Source organism: Shewanella mytili, assembly GCF_046765975.1.
Taxonomy (GTDB): Bacteria; Pseudomonadota; Gammaproteobacteria; order Enterobacterales; family Shewanellaceae; genus Shewanella; species Shewanella mytili.
In genome coordinates this window covers 100,919-121,498 of the sequence record NZ_JBKOUD010000002.1, presented here as the reverse complement: position 1 = coordinate 121,498, position 20,580 = coordinate 100,919, and the positions used below count along the sequence as shown (strand labels likewise).

At 55.7% G+C, this 20,580-nt stretch carries 17 protein-coding genes; 12 read left to right on the top strand and 5 right to left on the bottom strand.

Annotated elements, in window-relative coordinates; genetic code table 11:
* The first annotated feature begins 126 nt into the window (after positions 1-126).
* The 8 genes from ACIDEJ_RS03270 to ACIDEJ_RS03235 all read left to right on the top strand — a co-directional run bounded on the left by ACIDEJ_RS03270 (position 127) and on the right by ACIDEJ_RS03235 (position 6,765).
* Positions 127-1,074: a hypothetical protein gene (locus ACIDEJ_RS03270; RefSeq protein ID WP_411986668.1), complete on the top strand. Its 948-nt coding sequence runs from the start codon at positions 127-129 to the stop codon at positions 1,072-1,074.
* 23 nt (positions 1,075-1,097) lie between these two features.
* Positions 1,098-1,997 carry a DUF350 domain-containing protein gene (locus ACIDEJ_RS03265; protein ID WP_411986667.1) on the top strand — a complete coding sequence of 300 codons (900 nt, stop codon included), beginning with the start codon at positions 1,098-1,100 and terminating at the stop codon, positions 1,995-1,997.
* A complete protein-coding gene (locus ACIDEJ_RS03260) occupies positions 1,994-3,715 on the top strand; it encodes a polyamine aminopropyltransferase (RefSeq protein ID WP_411986858.1) in 1,722 nt (573 codons plus the stop codon). The genes ACIDEJ_RS03265 and ACIDEJ_RS03260 overlap by 4 nt, the downstream gene beginning before the upstream one ends.
* A 75-nt stretch (positions 3,716-3,790) precedes the next feature.
* Positions 3,791-4,204 carry a YjfI family protein gene (locus tag ACIDEJ_RS03255; protein WP_411986666.1) on the top strand — a complete coding sequence of 138 codons (414 nt, stop codon included), beginning with the start codon at positions 3,791-3,793 and terminating at the stop codon, positions 4,202-4,204.
* Between the two features lie 11 nt (positions 4,205-4,215).
* Positions 4,216-4,908 carry a PspA/IM30 family protein gene (locus ACIDEJ_RS03250; protein WP_411986665.1) on the top strand — a complete coding sequence of 231 codons (693 nt, stop codon included), beginning with the start codon at positions 4,216-4,218 and terminating at the stop codon, positions 4,906-4,908.
* A gap of 3 nt (positions 4,909-4,911) precedes the next feature.
* Positions 4,912-5,562 carry a hypothetical protein gene (locus ACIDEJ_RS03245; protein WP_411986664.1) on the top strand — a complete coding sequence of 217 codons (651 nt, stop codon included), beginning with the start codon at positions 4,912-4,914 and terminating at the stop codon, positions 5,560-5,562.
* A gap of 6 nt (positions 5,563-5,568) precedes the next feature.
* Positions 5,569-5,898: a hypothetical protein gene (locus ACIDEJ_RS03240; RefSeq protein ID WP_411986663.1), complete on the top strand. Its 330-nt coding sequence runs from the start codon at positions 5,569-5,571 to the stop codon at positions 5,896-5,898.
* A 72-nt stretch (positions 5,899-5,970) separates the two neighbouring features.
* Positions 5,971-6,765, top strand: a complete 795-nt coding sequence (locus tag ACIDEJ_RS03235) for an ion transporter (protein WP_411986662.1) — start codon at positions 5,971-5,973, stop codon at positions 6,763-6,765.
* A 39-nt stretch (positions 6,766-6,804) separates the two neighbouring features.
* On the opposite strand, the gene ACIDEJ_RS03230 is transcribed toward ACIDEJ_RS03235, so the two are convergent.
* Positions 6,805-8,319 (bottom strand): CYTH domain-containing protein, encoded by a 1,515-nt coding sequence (locus tag ACIDEJ_RS03230; RefSeq protein WP_411986661.1) that lies wholly within the window; start codon positions 8,317-8,319, stop codon positions 6,805-6,807.
* A 230-nt stretch (positions 8,320-8,549) separates the two neighbouring features.
* Here ACIDEJ_RS03230 and ACIDEJ_RS03225 point away from each other — a divergent pair, with 230 nt between their 5' ends.
* The 4 genes from ACIDEJ_RS03225 (at position 8,550) to putA (ending at position 14,667) form a co-directional block, all read left to right on the top strand.
* The gene (locus ACIDEJ_RS03225; protein WP_411986660.1) at positions 8,550-9,230 is read left to right on the top strand and encodes a TIGR00153 family protein; all 681 of its coding nucleotides are present in this window, start codon (positions 8,550-8,552) and stop codon (positions 9,228-9,230) included.
* A 27-nt stretch (positions 9,231-9,257) separates the two neighbouring features.
* On the top strand, positions 9,258-10,526 hold the full coding sequence (locus tag ACIDEJ_RS03220; protein WP_411986659.1) for an inorganic phosphate transporter: 1,269 nt from the start codon (positions 9,258-9,260) through the stop codon (positions 10,524-10,526).
* Positions 10,527-10,675: 149 nt separating this feature from the next.
* Positions 10,676-11,239 carry a TIGR04211 family SH3 domain-containing protein gene (locus ACIDEJ_RS03215; protein WP_411986658.1) on the top strand — a complete coding sequence of 188 codons (564 nt, stop codon included), beginning with the start codon at positions 10,676-10,678 and terminating at the stop codon, positions 11,237-11,239.
* 254 nt (positions 11,240-11,493) lie between these two features.
* Positions 11,494-14,667 carry a bifunctional proline dehydrogenase/L-glutamate gamma-semialdehyde dehydrogenase PutA gene (putA, locus tag ACIDEJ_RS03210; protein ID WP_411986657.1) on the top strand — a complete coding sequence of 1,058 codons (3,174 nt, stop codon included), beginning with the start codon at positions 11,494-11,496 and terminating at the stop codon, positions 14,665-14,667.
* A 47-nt stretch (positions 14,668-14,714) separates the two neighbouring features.
* Here putA and ACIDEJ_RS03205 read toward each other — a convergent pair whose 3' ends face one another.
* The 4 genes from ACIDEJ_RS03205 to cydD form a co-directional block, all read right to left on the bottom strand.
* Entirely contained in the window at positions 14,715-15,965 is a 1,251-nt protein-coding gene (locus tag ACIDEJ_RS03205; protein ID WP_411986656.1) for a dicarboxylate/amino acid:cation symporter, read from the bottom strand.
* Positions 15,966-16,176: 211 nt separating this feature from the next.
* Positions 16,177-16,671 carry a NifB/NifX family molybdenum-iron cluster-binding protein gene (locus ACIDEJ_RS03200; RefSeq protein ID WP_411986655.1) on the bottom strand — a complete coding sequence of 165 codons (495 nt, stop codon included), beginning with the start codon at positions 16,669-16,671 and terminating at the stop codon, positions 16,177-16,179.
* 261 nt (positions 16,672-16,932) lie between these two features.
* A complete protein-coding gene (cydC, locus tag ACIDEJ_RS03195; protein ID WP_411986654.1) occupies positions 16,933-18,657 on the bottom strand; it encodes a heme ABC transporter ATP-binding protein/permease CydC in 1,725 nt (574 codons plus the stop codon).
* Positions 18,654-20,453 (bottom strand): heme ABC transporter permease/ATP-binding protein CydD, encoded by a 1,800-nt coding sequence (gene cydD, locus ACIDEJ_RS03190; protein WP_411986653.1) that lies wholly within the window; start codon positions 20,451-20,453, stop codon positions 18,654-18,656. Before cydD ends, cydC begins: the two co-directional genes overlap by 4 nt.
* Positions 20,454-20,580: the final 127 nt, after the last annotated feature.

Genomic DNA, 20,580 nt, shown 5'->3' with positions numbered 1-20,580 from the left:
CGGCAGGCAACGCCCGGTTAACAGACCCGATTGCCTGAGGAACAGATTACACCAACTTGACGGCCCGGCCTATGTTTGTGGCAATATCTGCCCGATGCCGACCCAACCGCTTATGATGGAGAAAACATGGCAGGAATACTCACCCGTATTGTCGCAGTGCTCATGTTGCTGTCACTCACCGCTTGTGGTGATGACCGCCCGGAAAAAATCACCCAATTACAGCAATTAGACAGTCAGCGCTTGCAAAAACTGGCCCGGCAACTGGATGACGGACAGATCCGCAATGCCATGCTGTTGGCACAATACAGTCAAATACTCAGTGCCGAACGCCCCCAGCTCAAACCCCTGTTAAATGAAATGGCCAAAGACAGCACGCCCCAAGGGCCCATGTTCAGCGCCTTGAAACAGCGGTTACAGGATGCGGCAAACGCCGGCAATTTCCCGGGGCTCGATGAGCAGCTGCAGGAGTTGCAAAATATCTACCAGGCCACCGATCCCAGCCAGTACAACGACATGCTGTCGGATCAGGTCAATGTGGTGGCAGATATGTCCGATGGCAAGCTGGCGAGGGTTAATGCCATCAGCCAGGAATCGTCAACCGTGGCCAACCAGGCGGAAGACTTTGGCCCCGGCAAACAGTTGGTGGGCAATCCGTCCTACGGGCAGTGGACAACCGGCAGCAATGGCGTGTCGTTTTGGGAGTGGTATGGCATGTACGCCATGTTCTCCAACATTTTCAACCGCCCCATCTATTACGATAACTGGTCACGCTCCCGGGATTACAGTTACTACAACGATGTGGGACGCTATCGCTACACCTCGCCCAAACAAGCCAGCAGCCAGGATCAGCTCTATCAGCGCACAAAAAAACGCTTTGACTCCCAGGGCAAGCGCTTTGACAGCCCCTATGCCAAATCCCGTACCGGTGCCAGCGCCTTGTCGCGCCAGAGCGTGAGCTCGCCCAAACAGAGCCCTAAAGCCGGAGGCAGTAAATTTCGCTCCAATTACGCGAAAGACAGCAGTTTTCGCAACTCGGGTTTCCGCACTAGTCGTGGCATCAGTCGCGGTAAGTAAATAGCAACAGTAAAGGAATCAAGATGACATTTTTTCAGGAATTCGGCATCACATCGCAATTGGCGGGCATACTTGCCATCGATCTTGGGATAGCGGTGATTCTACTGGCACTGATGCGCTATATGCAGGGCTGGAGCGTAAAGGTCAACAGCAATGAAGAGCTGGCCGTGCGGGATAATTTCGCTTTCGGTATCAGCACCGCCGGCGCGGTGGCCGCGTTGGGGATTGTACTCACCGGCGCCATTACCGGTGCAGCCGCTCATACTTACCTGCAAGAAGCCATCGGCATGAGTGCCTATGGCATTTGCGGCCTGATCCTGATTAAGTTCGGCCGTTTCTTGCACGATAAAATCGCCCTGAATCAGTTTGACAAGGACGCCCAGGTGCTCAAAGGCAACACTTCGGTGGCCATTGTGGATGCGGCAGCGGCCATTGCCACGGCCCTGGTTATCCGCGCCGTGCTGCTGTGGGCGGAAGATTTGACCTTGAATACCCTCATTGCGGTTATCAGCGCCTTTGCCGTATCCCAACTGATGCTGGTGCTACTGACCCGGGGGCTGGAAGTGGCCTTCTCCCGCCGCAATCAGGGGGCATCCTTGCAACAGGCGCTCATGGAAGGCAACACGGCGCTGGCCTTGCGCCATGCCGGCAGCATGATTGCCATGGGGCTGAGTTTTAATGCCGCCAGCCATTTCATGGATTATGAACCCACCGCCTATGTAAGCAATCTGTTGGGCTGGCTGCTGTTTTCCATCATCATGCTGCTGGTGCTCACCTTGCTTATCAAAATTGTCAAATGGCTGGTGCTGGCCAAAATCAATCTCTGTGATGAAGTGGAGCGCCAGCTCAATATCGGGCTGGCATCGGTGGAAATGGCCATCAGCATCGCTGTTGCGCTCATCCTCACAGGACTGATGGCATAACCGTGAATACCGCCACATCCACTGTCACCCGCAACGGCCTTAGCCGCCTGGATGACCTGCTGCTGCTGGGCATCATGGGCATTCTGGCTGCCTGCGGACTGATTTACGAATACCTGTTGTCCCATTATGCCGGGCGCATTCTGGGCGCGCTGGAAGCCGCCATCTACACCATGATTGGCCTGATGATTGTTTCCATGGGTTTTGGCGCCTTTGCCGCCCGCAAAATCCGCTCCGCCTTTGATGGTTTTGCCCGGCTGGAGCTGAGTGTGGCATTACTCGGCTCGCTGGCCATTTTAATCACCGCCGCTGTTATCGGGTTTGGACACGAGCTGCCCAAACTGATTGCCCAAACCCTGGAGCTGGCGCCGGATCAGCTGCCCAATCACGGTTTTATCGGCACGTTTCAGGCCATCTCCGTCTACCTGCCTTACCTGTGGGGCATACTGCTGGGGCTGATGATTGGCATGGAAATCCCGCTCATTGCCCGGGTGCGCCAGGAGCTGAGCGATGAACACCTGCTGCATAATGCGGGCACCATTTATGGCGCGGATTACATTGGTGCCGGCATTGGCGCCGCCATTTGGGTGGCCTTCATGCTGGCACTGGACACTCAGTTGGCCGCAGCGCTCACCGCCGGATTCAACCTGCTGGCAGGCTTGCTGTTCATTTTGCGTTTCCGTAGGCGCATCCGTCATGCCCACTGGCTACTGGCAGGCCATGTACTGGCCACGGGCTTGCTGCTGTTGCTGGCCGTTAAAGGGCCGCTGTGGGAGCAGTCTTTCAATAACCTGCTGTACAAAGACAACGTCATCTACAGCAAAGCCACCCGTTTTCAGCAGCTTACCTTTACCGAACGCCTGATGGGCAATCAACTGCCGCCCGTGTATTCCATGTACATCAACGGCCGTTTGCAGTTTTCCTCCAGTGACGAGCATATCTACCATGGTTTTTTGGTGCATCCGGTGCTGGCCGCCAGTGCCCGCCACCAGAAAATCCTGGTGATTGGCGGTGGCGACGGGCTGGCACTGCGCCAGATATACAAATGGCGGCCAGAGCAGGTCACCCTGCTGGATTTGGACAAGGAGCTTATCGGCCTTTTCAAACAGCCGCCCAAGGATATGCCGGAACGGCTCGCCCGTGCACTGCTGGCCATGAACGGCAACGCCTTTAACGATCCCCGGGTACAGGTGCTGTTTAATGATGCCTTTAACGGGGTGGATACCCTTATCCAGCAGCAACGGAAATACGATGCCATCATTGTGGATTTGCCCGACCCGTCCCATCCGGATCTCAACAAACTGTATTCCAGCCTGTTTTACCGCAAACTGGCCCAGCTGCTCAGCGCAGATGGCGCCATAGGCATCCAGTCCACTTCGCCATACCATGCCACAAAGGCTTTCATCTCCATTGGCAAGACCCTGGCACTGGCAGGTTTTAACATTGATCAGTACCATCACAATGTACCCAGTTTTGGCGAGTGGGGCTGGACCATCGGCACCCTCAGCGGCAAAACGCCGCGCCAGCGCCTGAGTACACTGCAGCAGTTGCCCGTAGCGGATGATTGGCTGACCCCCGGGCTTATCCGGGCCGCGTTTGAGTTCCCGAACCATTTTTATGCAAAAAGTGCACAAATCAACCCCAACACCATTGGGTCTCTGCAGCTGTATCACTACCATCTGCAGGCATGGAGCGACAGTCAGGGCGTCGCGACATTTTAAGGCAAGATAACCCTTGACATAATATGTCTTGGTGTTATCTTTAATCACGGACATAATATGTCAGCGAGGACAAGAATGAATATTCACACCATTGCCAACCATCTCAATGAACTTGGTGATAACAGCTCAACGGGGCAACGCTTTGATTGTTATCCCATTGATGGAGATGTGGAAGTATTGCAAGTCAACGTGGTTGGCCGTGAAGAGATACCGATTTTTGTATCGGTCACTGAAAACCAGATCCTGTGCATCAGCTACCTCTGGGGCGAAAATGAAGTACAGCAGGAAAGCCGCACCGAGATGTTTGAAACCATGCTGGGACTGAACATCCCCATGCCGCTATCCTCATTCGCCAAGATTGATGACAAATATGTATTGTTCGGCGCGCTGTCCCTGGACGCCAGCGTGCTGGAAATCGAGCAAGAACTGTCGGTACTGTCAGACAACTGTCTGGAAGTGATCGACGAAATGGCCGACTATTTGAAATAAGGAGCCTACTCATGGGTATTTTGAACAAGATTCTGACCGCCTTTCGCGGTGGTGCTACCGAAATCGGCCAAGGCATTGTGGATGCCAATGCCACCCGGATTTTCGAGCAAGAGATCCGCGATGCCGAAAAACACCTGACCAAAGCCAAACGTGAACTCACGGATGTCATGGCCAAAGAGATGCAGGCCGCCCGCGAAGTGGAACGCCTCAAACGCGCCATTGCCGAACATGAAGGCTATGCCACCCAGGCCCTGGCCAAGGGCAATGAAGCACTGGCACTGGAAGTGGCCCAGAAAATTGCCGAACTGGAACAGCAGCTGGAAGAACAGCAGACCGCCAACGCTAATTTCAGCGCCCATGCCGTGCGCCTGAAAGATCTGGTGAAAAAAACCGAACGCCAACTGGCCGACTACCAGCGCCAGCTGTCCATGGTCAAAACCACGGAAAGCGTCCAGAAAGCCACGGCCACCATTACCGACTCCTTTGCATCCAGCAATTCCAAGCTGCTCAATGCCAAGGACTCGCTGGAGCGCATCAAGGCCCGTCAGCAACAATTTGACGACCGCCTGAAAGCCGCTGAAGAACTGGAAGGCGAAAACAGTGACAAATCACTGAAAGCCAAACTGGCCGAAGCAGGCATTGGTGAGCAGAAAAGCTCCGCCAATGACATTCTGGAACGCCTCAAAGCGAAGAAAGGTTCATAATCTATGAGCTTTTTCGGTAAACTGTTCGGTAAAGACGAGCAAGCAGTACGCCAGCTCAAGCATCCGATGGATCTGCGCGTGGGTGACATGATCACGCTGGATGACAGTTTTGCCCTGCCCCCCCAATTGCGGGGGCAGCAATTACGGGTTGAAGCCATCAACACCTATGAGTACGAGCACAGTCACACCCCTGAGTTCGTCCTTAAAGGGCACTCTGCGGAGCCCATCTACATGGGGCTGGAGCAGGATGATGACACCTGGCTGACATTCTCAATCAAACTCACCCGGGCCCAAGTGGAAACACTGTTTGATCTGGACGCTTTTGCTGAAATTTTTGACGCACCGGGCAACGCCAGCCTGAGTCCGCAACCGCTGACGGATGCCAATGCATCCCATGAGCAATGGCTGGCACAAACGTACCATCAGGTCACGTTTGCCCAGTTTGGTTATTTTCACCGGCAGGATTATCGTCAAGGCAAACCGCCGCAGTTTACCGACAGTAATCCTGGCGAAGCGTTCGAAGCCTATAGCCTGATGAATGGTGAAGAAGACAAGGCCGTTGATATTGAAGTCTATCAGGACGGCGATACGGATGTGCTGTTAACGCTTTATCGTCCACTCTCTGATATTCGAGATTATTGGCCAGGAGAATAGCATTCCATGAGTAAAGACCACCCGTTTCCAGAAAAATGGTTACAAAACCAAAAAGCGGCCAAAGCCACCCAGGTGGCTTTTGACTTGGATGAGCGCTTTCAGTACTCCATCCGCAAAGCCGCACTGGATCGGGGGGTCAGCCCTTCAGATCAAATCCGCATGATCCTTGGCCTGAACGTGGCCAAACGCCCCAAACGACCACGGCTGACCGTGTCCCTGAACAATGAGGATTACGTGCAACTGGCCGCCAAATACGATTTGCCGGCTGATGCACAACTGGAAATCAAAAAGCGGGTGCTGGAAGATTTAATCGGTTTTGTGGAGAACAAGTCTTAATTACCGCATTTACAGGGGACGGGATTTTTATTTACCCTGTGGTTATCACAAGGACTTTCCCCGGACGTTACCATGAAACTGAAAGAGCACTGGGCGCATAACATTCAGCTGTCCCCCTTTGAGGTGGTGATGATGTTATTGTCGCTTATCTCAGTGATCATCATCCTGAGCATGGTGCTCATCCCGATGGACAAGGAAACCCATAAGCTGTTGTTTTTCATTGACACCGGCATCTGTTGCATCTTCCTGGGCAATTTTTTCATCGGCTTGCTAAGAGCCCCCGACAAACGCCTTTTCCTCAAAGAGCACTGGATTGATTTTGTGGCCAGCATTCCGGCCATCGAACCGCTGCGCTTTGCCCGGCTGTTTCAAATACTGCGGGTAGTGCGCCTGCTGCGCATGAGCCGTTCCGTGCTGGGGGTTTTGCTCAAACAGCGCCGGCAAACCACCATGGCCAGCCTGCTGTTGGCCATTATCACCATCGTGGCCTTTTCATCCGTGCTGGTATTGCTGGTGGAAAATGGTGAACCGGGCGCCAACATCACCACTGCGGAGGATGCCATCTGGTGGTCGCTGGTCACCATCTCCACCGTAGGCTATGGGGATTTCTATCCGGTGTCCACCGTAGGCCATATCATCGGCGGGCTGGTGATCCTCTGTGGCGTGAGCTTCTTCGGGGTGATATCCGGTTACATGGCGTCGCTGTTTGTGGCGCCGGATGAACAGGAGCACCTGGAGCAGCAACGCCAGGAATTTAAACATCAGCTGGATGATGTGTTGCAGCGCATGGAGCACAATCAGCAAACCATGCTGCAAGAGATAAGCCAGTTAAAGCAGGAACTCCAGCAGCAACATAAAAACCGTTAACGGCATCAGCCCCTGCCGCCTGCTGCATCACAAACGCCCTCAGTGCCAGTAAGGCGGCAATGTCGCGGCACGCTCGCATAGTTGCCGCAGTGCTAACAGCAAATGCTGTCGGTTTTGCGCCAGTACGGGCGCCTGTGCCGGCAGTAACTTCTCCGCATCGGTCCAGGCCTGCAACCGGGCAAACCCGTTACCAAGCGCCTGCCACTGCCGGCAAAAAAGCGCTTGTGTTTTCTCCGGATAAATACCGCTGAACACATCGCTGATGAACAACGCCTGCATCAGCGGCGCTGCCAGCGCCAGACACGCCGGAGCATCCAAGGGGCTGGTGATGGCTCGGGCAAGCGGCTGCCATGAAGCCGCCAATATGGCACCGCTGACGGCCTTGCCATCGGCATATGATGCCAACAATGGCTCTCCTTGCTGCAACGCCATTAACAGCTGCACCAGTTGCAGTTGCAATGTTCCGTAACGCGGGTTCTGCCACAGCTGCTGTAAGTGCTGTATTGATGGTTCATGCTCCGCCAGGCCCAATGCCGCTTGCACGGCAGCCTGCATGTCGGCTGCGGGCAATTCATCTGGCAGCCCTTGGGGCGACAGCAGCTGCCCCAAACCTGCCAGCCCCGGCACACATGCCAAGTGTTGTCCCAACCAGTTGAACCCTTCGCGAAGCTCCCCACCCGCCAGTCCGCTGTGTGTCAACACGTCGGATAAGGCCTGCACACAGCCGTGCATTTGCTGCCACAGGGCAAGATGCACTGCCGTTTGCGCCCGTGATTGAGACGGGGGTATGTCTGCTACCAGTTGCTGCGCCAGCACATCTTCCACAACCTGCCAGCGCTCCAGCAGGGCTTCCAGCACCGTGGCTAGGGTGCCGTTGGGGCTGGCGGTCGCTGACAGCGCAATCGCCAATGGTGCCACGGCCGGTACAGGCTTGCCCGCCGCCAAGCGGTAACCCCGCTGCGCCTTGCTGGCTTTGCCAAGCCTGACGGGGATCTGCTTGGCGAGCTGTTGCGCCAGCGGCAGTAAATCCCCCGCCACGCCGGATAACAGCTCAAATTCCAGTTCACACAAAGGCTCGCTGCAATCCCCGGCAATAATAGTGCCCTGATCCAGCGCCACTTCAATCAGGCTCTGTCCTTGATGCACCCACCAGCGCTGACGCTGAAAATCCGTATGGAAAAAACACTTAAGCTGCGCCTGCACATCGCTCAATCGGGTATCATCCGGCCAGATTTCTGCCGGAAACAGGCTCAGTTCCGGACTGGTTGCCTCAATGGCCACATTGTATTCCGGCCGGCTATGCAATCCGCCCACCACCCGGCCCGCCGTCTTGATGGTCTGTTCATATTGTGCGTTGCAGCCACGTACCCTAAGCCCCATGTCCCACTGGCGCAATGTCAGTGCGGGGGTGTCAAAATAGCGGTTGCTGAGCTGATGGCTGCCTTGGTATTCACTGGCGGAAAGCTGGTCAAAAAAGTGACAAATTGCGGTTTGATATTGTGGCAGGATAAAAAGCTTAAGTTCTATTTCTGTATGATTATTGTCATGTTTCATTCATCAAATGACCTGTTTTGTCATTAAAAATTCATTTATGCCGTGCTGCTTGGCCAATATGTCACATTATTGTCAAAAAACTGTCTTACTATTTTTGCGCGGGTGACATATAACCCATTTGTATAAAAGCTGTCATATTTTCAATGAAAACACAGTTTCAATACGCGGACGCATAAGGTACCATTCCGCCCGCGTTTCCAATAGTGGAATGACCTCATAGGTAAACGGCTATGCCAGTAAACTCTATTTTAGGCGTGTTTGCAAAATCGCCGATCAAACCTCTGCAGGAGCACATCGACAAGGTTTTTGATTGTGCTACGCTGCTTGTCCCCTTTTTTGAAGCGACCTTTGCCAAGGATTGGGACAGTGCGGTTGCGATCAGAAAGAAAATTAGTCAGGAAGAGAAAGACGCTGACAATTTGAAACGTGAAATACGTCTTACCCTCCCCGGCGGATTATTCATGCCGGTTGAACGAACCGACTTGCTGGAACTTCTTACCCAGCAGGACAAAATAGCTAACAAAGCCAAGGATATTTCTGGGCGCATCATCGGCCGTGAGCTGTTGGTACCCGAAGCTATCCAGACACCGTTTCTTGCTTACCTGCAACGTTGTCTCGATGCAGTGGCGCTGGCCAAAGAAGCCATCAATGAACTGGATGATCTGCTTGAAGCGGGTTTTCGCGGTCGTGAGGTGGATTTGGTCGCCAAAATGATCAGTGAACTCGACGTGTTAGAAGAGGATACTGATGATTTGCAGATCCAAGTGCGTCGACAGTTGTACTCCATCGAAATGGAGTTAAACCTCATTGACGTCATGTTCCTCTACAAAATTATTGAATGGGTGGGCGACTTGGCAGATCTTGCCGAACGTGTGGGTTCCCGCCTCGAGCTGATGCTGGCTCGCGTCTAATAATAAAGGTATACAAGGTTATACAGCATGGTTGATGTATTAATCACTAGCGGCCCCTGGCTTATTGGGACGGCGGCCGTTTTCGGCTTTTTGATGGCTTGGGGCATCGGAGCCAACGATGTGGCAAATGCAATGGGGACGTCGGTAGGTGCCAACGCCATTACCATTAAACAGGCCATTATCATTGCAATGATTTTTGAGTTTTCCGGGGCATATCTGGCCGGGGGCGAAGTTACCAGCACCATTCGTAACGGTATCATTGACCCCGCCTATTTTGTGGATGTGCCTGAACTGCTGGTATACGGCATGATAGCCTCGCTGCTGGCAGCGGGCATCTGGCTGGTGGCGGCGTCGGCCCTCGGGTGGCCGGTATCGACCACCCATTCCATTGTGGGTGCCATTATCGGCTTTGCCGCGGTGGGCGTCGGCCCAGAGTCGGTAGCCTGGAGCAAAGTGACAGGCATTGTCGGCTCCTGGATTATCACCCCCGCCATTTCAGGCTTTATCGCCTTCTGCATTTTCCAAAGCGTTCAAAAACTTATCTTCAATACCGATGACCCCCTTGCCAATGCCAAGCGCTACGTGCCTTTTTACATGGCATTTGCAGGGTTTGTCATGTCGCTGGTGACCATCACCAAAGGGCTGAAACACGTGGGTTTGAAGGTGTCTACTGATGAAGCCTACATGCTGGCAATCGTGATTGCCCTGCTGGTGGGGATCACCGGTAAGATTGCCATTTCCCGGCTTAAATTATCCACAAGCCAGACCAAGCAGACCAACTTCAACAATGTGGAAAAAGTGTTTGCCGTGCTGATGCTGGTCACCGCTTGCTGCATGGCCTTTGCCCATGGCTCCAACGATGTGGCCAATGCCATTGGTCCCTTGGCGGCCGTGGTATCCGTGGTGCACAGCGGCGGGGTGATTACCGCCAAATCACCGCTAATCTGGTGGATTTTGCCCCTGGGTGGCGTGGGTATCGTGCTGGGGCTGGCCATTTTCGGCAAACGGGTCATGCAGACCATTGGCAAAAACATCACCCATTTGACCCCCAGCCGCGGATTTGCCGCTGAGCTGGCGGCAGCCAGTACCGTGGTGATTGCTTCAGGTACCGGCTTGCCCATCTCCACCACCCAAACCCTGGTGGGGGCGGTGCTGGGTGTGGGCGTAGCCCGCGGGATTGCCGCCATCAATATTGGCGTGGTGCGCAACATTGTGGTGTCCTGGGTGGTCACCCTGCCTGCAGGTGCCGGCCTGTCCATTTTGTTCTTCTTCACCATCAAAGGTGTATTTAACTGATTTATTCCGTGCAACCTACGGTAAATCAGCAAGATAAGAGGGAAGTCTACGGACTTCCCTCTTGCATTGGCCCACACAAATCCATAGCATGTGAGCAATAATTTGCGACAGAGACCATTCCAGTGCTAACACCTACGCTAAGAGTGCTGATGCTTACCGCAGCCCTGCTTCTTTCCCCTTCGCTGCTGGCGGCAGGCCAGACCCGTTATATCTCTGACGATATCTACATTTTCATCCACGGTGGGCCGGGCAGCCAATACCGCATTCTGGGCAGTATTGAAGCCGGTGAGAAAGTCACCCTGTTGCCGGAAACCGAAGGCGAGTTTTCCAAGATTATCGATCATAAAGGCCGTGAAGGCTGGGTCAGAACCGACAAACTGCAGCAGCAGGAATCCATGCGCTATCAGATGGCGGAAATGGCGGCCAAACTTAGCGATGCCCAATCGAGGTTGCGCACCATTTCCCAGCAAAACAACAATGCCGGGGAGCAGTTGTCCCAATTGCAAAGTGAACTGAGCCAAACCCAAAGCGCCTTGCAGCAAACCACCCAGGAGCGTGATGACGCCCTTGAAAAAGTGGCCAACATGCAAGACAACGCCCGCTTTCACATGTGGCAACAAGGCGGGCTGATTGCCGCCGGCGGGCTGATTTTGGGGGTGATTCTGGTGTACCTGCCCCGGCCGCAACGCCGTCGCCGGGACCGCTGGATGTAACCCGTAAAAATTTACTGACAGGCCGCTGCTTTCAAACAGCGGCCTTTTTATTTGTGCACTGACACCAATATGTTCAACATAAATTAAAACAATTGTCACATTTCATTTTCATCTAGTGCCACCGCTCACACTTTGCTTGTATAATCGGCGCGCACCAGCGTTTTCATACGGCGAACAACAACGATAAGCGCCCCTTGCGCCTGAGATTTTTGGCAGCCCTTAACGGCCTAGCTGGCCTGGATGGAAGTGATACTATGTTTAAAGCGAGTGAAGTACTGACTGGCTATTACGACAATGCCACCCTCGATGAGCTGTTCACGGCAATCAGCGATAACCATAGCGTTGACGAGTCCCGCTATTTATCAGAATTGATGACCCTTGTTCCCGCAGATGATGCCACGCTGGAGCGGGTGACCCGCCGCGCCCATGAGCTGGTGACCCAAGTGCGCCAATACGACAAAAAAGGCATGATGGTGGGCATTGATGCCTTTTTGCAGCAATACAGCCTGGAAACCCAGGAAGGCATCATCCTGATGTGCCTTGCCGAAGCGCTGCTGCGCATTCCCGACAGCGAAACCGCCGATGCCCTGATTGAAGACAAGCTCTCCGGCGCCAAGTGGGATCAGCATCTGTCCCAGAGTGATTCGGTGCTGGTCAACGCCTCCACCTGGGGGCTGATGCTCACCGGTAAAATCATCAAGCTGGACCGCAAGCTGGACGGCACGCCCAGCCATCTGCTGAAACGTCTGGTCAATCGGCTGGGTGAGCCGGTGATCCGCCAGGCCATGTACGCCGCCATGAAAATCATGGGCAAACAGTTTGTGCTGGGACGCAACGTCAAAGAAGCCCTGAAAAACAGCGAAGCGCGCCGCAAGCAAGGGTATACCCACTCTTACGACATGCTGGGGGAAGCGGCCCTCACCATGAAGGATGCCCAGAAATACTACACCGATTATGCCCAGGCCATCGGCGAGCTGGGCGCACAACAGTATGATGAAACCGAGGCGCCACGCCCTACCATCTCCATCAAGCTGTCGGCCCTGCATCCCCGGTATGAGGTGGCCAACAAGGCGCGGGTGATGACCGAGCTGCATGCCACCGTCATCAAGCTGATTGAACAAGCCCGGGCCCTGAATGTGGGCATCACCATTGACGCCGAAGAGGCCGACCGGCTGGAGTTGTCACTCGCACTGTTCCAGCAGCTGTACCAGTCTGATGCGGCCAAAGGCTGGGGCCTTTTGGGATTAGTGGTACAGGCCTATTCCAAACGCACCCTGCCGGTATTGGTGTGGTTGACCCAGTTGGCCAAAGCGCAGGGCGATGTCATTCCGCTGCGGCTGGTAAAAGGTGCCTACTGGGACAGTGAGCTCAAATGGGCCCAGCAGGGCGGCGAGTGCGGTTACCCGTTATACACCCGCAAAGCCAATACCGACATTTCCTATCTGGCCTGTGCCCGTTATCTGCTGTCTGAACGCACCCAAGGGGCCCTCTACCCGCAATTTGCCACCCACAATGCCCAGACCGTGGCCGCCATCTGCGACATGGCCCAGGAGCGGCCTTTTGAGTTTCAGCGCCTGCACGGCATGGGGCAAGAGTTATATGACACCCTGCTGGCAGAAAACCGCCAGCGCCCAGTGCGAATTTACGCCCCCATCGGCGCCCATAAGGATTTATTGCCCTATCTGGTACGGCGCCTGCTGGAAAACGGTGCCAACTCCTCGTTTGTGCACAAGCTGGTGGACCCCAACACGCCGATTGCCTCATTGACCATCCACCCACTGATCACGGCTCGTGGCTGTGAATCCCTGGCCAATCCGCATATTCCGCTGCCTGCTGACATCCATGGCCATGAACGCAAGAATTCCCAAGGGACAAACCTTAACATCATGGCGCAGGCCCAACCCTTTTTCGACGCCATTGCCGGGTTTCAACAGCAGCAATGGCAGGCAGGGCCGCTGGTGGCAGGTAACACCTTAAGCGGTGAATTAATCCGGGTTGTCAGCCCTTATGACACCCGCCAGCAGGTGGGCACCGTGGTATGGGCCGACGAGCAAGCTGTCAATCAGGCACTGGAGCACGCCGCCGCCGCATTTCCCCAGTGGTGTCACACCCCGGTAGCCGCCAGGGCCGCCGCCTTGCAAAAACTGGCAGAACTGCTGGAAGACAACCGGGCGGAACTGATTACCCTGTGTACCCGGGAAGCGGGCAAAAGCTTGCAAGACGGGATTGATGAAGTGCGAGAAGCGGTGGATTTTTGCCGCTACTACGCCCAGCAGGCACAACAACTGATGGCCAAGCCCCAGCTGTTGCAGGGCCCTACCGGCGAGCGTAACGAACTGTTGCTGCAAGGGCGCGGCGTGTTTGTCTGCATCAGCCCCTGGAATTTCCCTCTGGCCATTTTTCTTGGGCAGATTGCCGCGGCACTGGCCACCGGCAATACGGTCATCGCCAAACCGGCGGAGCAAACCCCCATTATCGCCTACCGGGCGGTGCAGCTGGCCCATCAGGCCGGCATTCCGCTGGAGGTATTGCAGCTGCTGCCGGGCAATGGCCAGGTGGGCGCCGCGCTCACGGCTGACAGCCGCATTGGCGGGGTATGCTTTACCGGCTCCACCGCCACCGCCAAAGCCATTAACTGCACACTGGCCCAGCGCGATGGCGCCATCATTCCGCTGATTGCCGAAACCGGCGGCCAGAATGCCATGATAGTGGACTCTACCTCACAGCCGGAGCAGGTGGTCAATGACGTACTGGCCTCGGCCTTTACCAGTGCCGGACAGCGCTGCTCCGCCCTGCGGGTATTGTATCTGCAGCAGGATATTGCCGAGCGGGTGCTGGAAATTCTGCAAGGCGCCATGGATGAACTGACCATAGGCGATCCCGGCCAGCTGAATACCGATATGGGGCCGGTGATTGATGCCCGTGCCAAAGCCAATCTCAACGCCCATATTGAGCACATCAAGCAGGTGGGCAAGCTCATCAAGCAGGTGCCATTGGCCGAATCCTGTGCCCATGGCCATTTTGTGGCGCCCGTTGCGGTGGAGATAAGCTCCATCAAGGTGCTGGAGCAAGAGCACTTCGGCCCCATTTTGCATGTCATCCGCTATCAGGCCAGTGACTTGCCGCAAGTGATTGATGATATCAACAGTACCGGATTCGGGCTGACGCTGGGGATCCACAGCCGTAATGAAGGCCATGCGCTGATGATTGCCGACAGGGTCAATGCGGGCAATGTGTATATCAACCGCAACCAGATTGGTGCGGTGGTAGGTGTGCAGCCTTTCGGTGGCCAGGGGTTGTCAGGCACCGGCCCCAAAGCCGGCGGACCCCACTACCTGCTGCGGTTCATTACCGAGAAAACCCGCACCAACAACATTACCGCCATTGGCGGCAATGCCACACTGTTGTCACTGGGCGATGCCCGCTAAACGCGGTTAATGACCCGGCCGGCATTGCACCGGCCGGCAGTTTTGACTCAACACTCCGCCTCATCCGGCATGTCACTCTTGAGTTCTGCTGGCGCGTATTTGTCCAGGATCACCGCACAGGCCGCATCACCGGTAATGTTCAGTGCCGTGCGGGTCATGTCAAACACCCGGTCCAGCGCAAACAGCAAGGGCAAACCGTCAATGGGGATCCCCGCCGCCAGCAGCACTGCCACCACCAGGAACGTGGGGCCAGGCACCCCGGCCTGCCCTACCGCCCCCAGCGTGGAGGTGAGCACAATGGCCGCATAAGCGGTGGCATCCAGCGGGATCTGGTACATCTGGGCAAAAAACACCGCCACCAGTCCGTAATAGATGGCGTTGCCGCTCATGTTGATGGTGGCGCCTAAGGGCAACACAAAGGAGGTGGTGGCGTTACTCACCTTCAATTCCTGCTCACAGGTTTGCATATTCACCGGCAAGGTGGCCATGGACGATGCCGTGGATAGTGCCATTACCTGTGGTTTTTTCATCAGCATGACGAATTTCAGGGCCGATACCGGTGACATCACCTGCACCAGTGCCGGGAAGAACAGGAACATGTAAATCACGATGCCCAGCATGTAAACCCAGAACAGGTTCCAAACCACTTCCATGGCAGCAAACCCGAAACTGCCAATGGCATCAGCCATCAGACCGAACACCCCCAAGGGCGCCAACAGCATCACTTTGCCAATCATCCACACCAAGGCATCAAGGATGACGTTCAGTGCCGATTGCACCTGTTTTACCCCTTCACGCTTCACTTTGGTTAACGCGATGCCAAAGAACATGCTGAAGACGAGAATTTGCAGAATGTTGCCGCCGGTAAGGGATTCGAAAATATTGGTGGGGATCATGCCGATAATGGTGTCCACGGCGCCTGGCAGCTCACCCTGGGCGGCAGTGACCGCCTGTAACCCTTTGACATGGGACGTAATGTCAGTCCCCACCCCCGGCTGGAACAGATATCCCAATCCCAGCGCCAGCGCTACTGCCAGTGCAGAAGTGCCGAGGAAAAACACAAAGGTGCCCATGCCGATTTTCCCCGCAGAGGGCGTGTCGCCCAGGCTGGCGGAACCGGCGATAATCGCCACCAATACCAGCGGGATCACCAGCATTTTAATCAGGTGAATGAACAAGGTGCCCAATGGTGCGAATATTGAGGCTCCATCGCCCATGGCCCAGCCCGCCAGGGCACCCAAAAACATGGCAACAACCACCTGCACACCGATACTGCCAAGCCAGTGTTTGCTTTTCATTATTATTATCTTCCTCTTCAGACATCCGAGCATTCTCTGGATGGCAATTGGTAAAAACAGGTTAACTTACCACATAAAAAACGGCAGATAAAAAAAGGCCGGTGACGAGAAAAGAAAAACGAATTTTCCGTCACCGGCCAACAAGGAACATTGACAGGAATAACTTACAGATAAACAACAACTTTTCTTGCAGAATCAAACAAATTCCGGGTTACTTCTGAAGACGAAACCCGGAAAAATGCACATCACTATCGTTACAGGCATCGTTACTGGCATGTTGCAACAGCACGCTTTGCGGGGCGCCGTGTTTATGATGACAACCACCGCCATGGCAACCGCATTCGCCTTTGGTGGCATGTTTCAAGGAAGGATTGGCCGTGCTGGTGTCCAGCAAACGCAAGCTGGTGTCTTTGGCCGCATCCAGTAACTCTTCAAGGGTGCCCCAGGATTCCTTGGGACGGCACACGCTGATGCCGGCATCCAGCAGTTTGCCCAGCATGCGCTCACCTATGTGATGCACCAGCACCACTTGCGCCCCCTGCTGCTTGATCAGGTTAAGCATGGCGCTTTTGTCCGAACAGTTACCGCCCAAGGCAGGGTTTTCCACCATGCGCTGCAACTGGCCATCGGTGCTGAAAAAAGCGATTTCCTTGGCTTTGGTAAAATGTTTGGCCAACCGGCCACGACTCATAGGAATAACGATCATCGACTTCTTCTCCGCTTCCATTGTTGCCAGGCATGGCAACTTGGTCTATGTAAATAGCATATGCTAATAACTTGGCGGTGAACAATCCCTAATGCCGCTTTTGTGATCCGGCACGGATTTATCTTGTGTGTGAATCGAAGACGTGGGATGACAACGAATGTCTCCAAGGGAGCCGGGCGGCGGGGGCGGCCAAAACATGCGCCGCACAAAAGCGCCATGGGCGGATGCCGGTACGCTATGGCAACCGGCATCGCGCCTTATTCAGTCTCGCAGCTGCTGGTACAGTGCCCGGTAGGCCGGGGTGGATGCCAGCAGTTGCTCATGGCTGCCACTGGCGACAATGGCACCATTATCCAGCAGGTGAATGGTGTCCATCTGGGCCATGCCGGTGAGCCGGTGGCTGATCATCAGTAAGGTTTTATCCTGTGCATGGGCCAGCAACAAACGCAGGATCTCCTGCTCGGTGCGCCGATCCAGCCCTTCGGTGGGTTCATCAAGCAGCAACAACGGCGCATTGCGCAGTAACGCCCGCGCCACCCCAATCCGCCGCTGCTCACCGCCGGATAACTGGCGACCGCCCTCGCCAATCCAGGCATTAAGCCCTTTATCCAGCAGCAGGTTACTCAATCCCACCTCTGCCAGCACCTGCGCCAGTCGCTCATCGCTGACTTTTTCCGGCAGTGCCAGCTGCAGGTTGTCCCGCAAGCTGGCGCTCAGCAAGGCCACCCGCTGGCTGACCACGGTCATGGAGGCTCTGAGGCTCTGCTCGTCATAGTCTTCCAGTGGCCGCCCGCCAAGGGTGATGCCGCCACGCTGCGCTTGCCACTGGCGGGTGATTAACGACAGCAAACTGGATTTGCCGCAACCGGTTTTCCCAAGCAGCGCCACCTTGCTGCCGGCCGGGATCTGCAATGACAAATCCTGCAATACCGGCAATCCCTGAGGATAGGCAAAATGCAGATGCTCCAGAGACAAGGCGCCGTTGGCTGCCACCGGCTGCGCCTTGGCGGGAAAGCGGATGTCCGGCACCTGCTCGGTAATGTCACTGACCCGCTGCGCTGCCAACATGGTGGCCGACAGATGCTGAAAAGCCCCGGCCAGCGGCATCATCATCTCGAAACAGGACAGCACACAAAACACCACCAAGGCCAGCAAGGGGCCCGGCGGCACGTTTTCACCCACGCCACTGGCGGCATACCACAACATCAGCAGCACCAAGGCGCCGTGAAACAGGATAAGCGCCCCCTGACTCAGGCCGTTAATGGTCGCCATGCGTTGCTGGCTGTTAAGCCAGTCAAGCTCCACCCGATCAAGGGTGGCCCGGTAGCCTGCCCCCGCGCCAAACAGCGTCAGTTCCGCCCGGCCGGACAACCATTCCAGCAAGCGCACCCGATACTGGCGCCGCGCCTCAATAATCGCCCGCCCCGGCGCCTTCCCCATCCGGTAAAACAGCGACGGCAACAGCAGGGCGGCCAGCAGCAAACCGCCACACAGCAGCAATGCCAGATGCAAGTCAAACCAGCTGACAAAGGCAAACAGCAACAGCAGCATCACCCCATAGCTGGTCAGCGGGGTTAACAGCCGCAGATACAGGTGATCCAGCGTTTCAATATCCGCCACCAGACGGTTGAGCAAATCGCCGCGGCGCATGCCACTCAAATTACGCTCACTGAGCGGCAACAGGCGTTTCCAGGCCCAACAGCGCAAATCTGTAAGAATGCGGAACGTGGCCTCATGGGTCAGCAAGCGCTCGCCATAACGGCTGGCGGTACGCATGATTGAAAACATGCGCACGCCCCCTGCCGGCGTGAAATAGTTCATGCCCACCCCGGCCAACCCGGCCACGGCGGTAGCCGACAGGAACCACCCCGACAGGGACAACAGGCCGATGCCGGCAATAATGGTCAGCAGGCTCAAGGTGAGCCCTAACAACATCATCAGCCACTGACGGCGGAATAATCGTAAAAACGGCCACAACAGCTTCATGCCTGCACTCCTTCTGCTGTGTGAATATCATCCAGTGACAAGGCCAGCGGAAACTGGGCCAGCATGTCTGCCAGCAACCCGGTCTGCTGCGACAACTCGCTGAACGTCCCCTGCTGCACCAGCTGACCCTTGTCCAGCACCAGCACCCGATCCATGCGATCGAGCTGATCCAGCCGGTGGGTCACCATCAGGCAACTGCGCTTGGCCAGTGCCTGCCACAGTGCATCCAGCACCCACTGCTCGTTTTGGCTGTCAAGGCTGGCGCTGGGTTCATCCAGCAGGTAAAGCCCGGCGTTGCGCGCCAGCGCCCGGGCCAGGGCAATCCGCTGGGCCTGTCCTACTGACAAGCCGCCGCTGAACTCCTCCAGCACATGATCCAGGCCATCAGGCTGGGCCCGCACAAAATCCGCCACCTTGGCCTGTTCCAGAAACTGCCAAACATCGCCGTCGCTCAGTTGGGGTTGCCCAAGACGCACATTCTCGGCAATGGTGCCGTGAAACAGCTGGGGGTTCTGCCCGAGCCAGGTGATGTGCTGCCGCCACTGTTCAGGCGCCAGGGTATTGAGCTCCGCACCGTTGATTTTAAGGCTGCCCTCATAGGGCAAAAATCCCAGCAGGGCATTGAGCACACTGGTTTTGCCCGCACCGCTGGGGCCTACCAGCGCCAGTTTTTCGCCGGGATGCAGGGTGAAACTCAGCGGCCCGGCCAGTATCTGCCCGTCCATGCTGAGCACCTTGAGATGCTGCGCTTCAATGGTCAGCGCCCCCTCAGGCAGCGGCTGGTTACCCTGACTCAGCGGTTCTGGCAGCTCCAGCAACGCCATTAACGACTCGGCGGCCCCAATGGCCTGCGCCTTGGCATGATAATGGGCGCCCAAATCCCGTAACGGCTGGTAAAACTCCGGCGCCATAATCAGCACGAACATGCCGGTAAACAAACTGATGGGCGCGCCGTAATGACCAAAATTCAGCTCGCCCAGATAGGAGAACCCGAAATATACCGCCACCACGGCAATGGAAACCGCCGCAAAAAACTCCAGCACGGCGGAGCTTAAAAACGCCAATCGCAGCACCGCCATGGTGCGTTCACGAAAATCTTCCGACGCCTTGCCAATGGCCTTTTCTTCCGCTGCCGCCCGATAAAACAGCTTCAAAGTGGGCAACGCTTTCAACCGGTCCATGAAATGGCCGCTCAGCTGCTGCAAGGCGGTAAAGTTTTTGCGGTTGGCATCCGCAGCGCCCATGCCCACCAGAATCATGAACAGCGGGATAAGCGGCGCGGTGGTCAGTAAAATCAACCCGGCGGCCCAGTTGAGAGGAAAGGTACAGCACAAAATGATCAGCGGAATAAAGCCGGCCAATGCCATTTGTGGCAGATAGCGCCCGTAAAAGTCCTGCAAATCTTCCACCTGCTCCAGCACGATGCTGGCCCAGGCGCCCGCAGGTTTGCCCTTGACCCAGGCAGGGCCCAAGCGGCTGAGTTTGTCCAGTACCGCGGCCCGGATGGTACGGCGCAATCGCCGACCAGCGGCAAACCCGGCTTTTTCCCGTCCCCAGGCCAGTGCCGCTCGCAATAACAGCAACACGGCAAAGGCCACAAAGTGCCAGGTAAACTGCTGCCGGGCGAGGTTATCAATGATCAGCCCCTGCAAAATGGTCGCCATCAACCATGCCTGCACTACCAATGCCACACCATTAGCGACCCCAAAGGCCATGGAAAGTTTCAGATAGGGGCCACAAGCTCCCTTTTGCAGCCGTAGCCAGCGAGCCAGTTGTTTTTCGAGGGATTTGTCCATGAATATCCAAACCAATGACAGCAAATGACAGGGATACAGCAACAGTAGTGCGCCTGAAAACCCGCCACTTGACCGATGCTGTTAAATTCGATAGGCAGTATCGCAGGCATTGCCGCCGGAATAAACC

Bases quoted from the DNA above. Each gene is read 5' to 3' on its own strand.
- cydD (WP_411986653.1), bottom strand. From the start codon at position 20,453: ATGGACAAATCCCTCGAAAAACAACTGGCTCGCTGGCTACGGCTGCAA.
- ACIDEJ_RS03270 (WP_411986668.1), top strand. From the start codon at position 127: ATGGCAGGAATACTCACCCGTATTGTCGCAGTGCTCATGTTGCTGTCA.
- cydC (WP_411986654.1), bottom strand. From the start codon at position 18,657: ATGAAGCTGTTGTGGCCGTTTTTACGATTATTCCGCCGTCAGTGGCTG.
- ACIDEJ_RS03225 (WP_411986660.1), top strand. From the start codon at position 8,550: ATGCCAGTAAACTCTATTTTAGGCGTGTTTGCAAAATCGCCGATCAAA.
- ACIDEJ_RS03235 (WP_411986662.1), top strand. From the start codon at position 5,971: ATGAAACTGAAAGAGCACTGGGCGCATAACATTCAGCTGTCCCCCTTT.
- ACIDEJ_RS03230 (WP_411986661.1), bottom strand. From the start codon at position 8,319: ATGAAACATGACAATAATCATACAGAAATAGAACTTAAGCTTTTTATC.
- ACIDEJ_RS03205 (WP_411986656.1), bottom strand. From the start codon at position 15,965: ATGAAAAGCAAACACTGGCTTGGCAGTATCGGTGTGCAGGTGGTTGTT.
- ACIDEJ_RS03200 (WP_411986655.1), bottom strand. From the start codon at position 16,671: ATGATCGTTATTCCTATGAGTCGTGGCCGGTTGGCCAAACATTTTACC.
- ACIDEJ_RS03265 (WP_411986667.1), top strand. From the start codon at position 1,098: ATGACATTTTTTCAGGAATTCGGCATCACATCGCAATTGGCGGGCATA.
- ACIDEJ_RS03250 (WP_411986665.1), top strand. From the start codon at position 4,216: ATGGGTATTTTGAACAAGATTCTGACCGCCTTTCGCGGTGGTGCTACC.
- ACIDEJ_RS03245 (WP_411986664.1), top strand. From the start codon at position 4,912: ATGAGCTTTTTCGGTAAACTGTTCGGTAAAGACGAGCAAGCAGTACGC.
- ACIDEJ_RS03240 (WP_411986663.1), top strand. From the start codon at position 5,569: ATGAGTAAAGACCACCCGTTTCCAGAAAAATGGTTACAAAACCAAAAA.
- ACIDEJ_RS03255 (WP_411986666.1), top strand. From the start codon at position 3,791: ATGAATATTCACACCATTGCCAACCATCTCAATGAACTTGGTGATAAC.
- ACIDEJ_RS03215 (WP_411986658.1), top strand. From the start codon at position 10,676: ATGCTTACCGCAGCCCTGCTTCTTTCCCCTTCGCTGCTGGCGGCAGGC.
- ACIDEJ_RS03220 (WP_411986659.1), top strand. From the start codon at position 9,258: ATGGTTGATGTATTAATCACTAGCGGCCCCTGGCTTATTGGGACGGCG.
- putA (WP_411986657.1), top strand. From the start codon at position 11,494: ATGTTTAAAGCGAGTGAAGTACTGACTGGCTATTACGACAATGCCACC.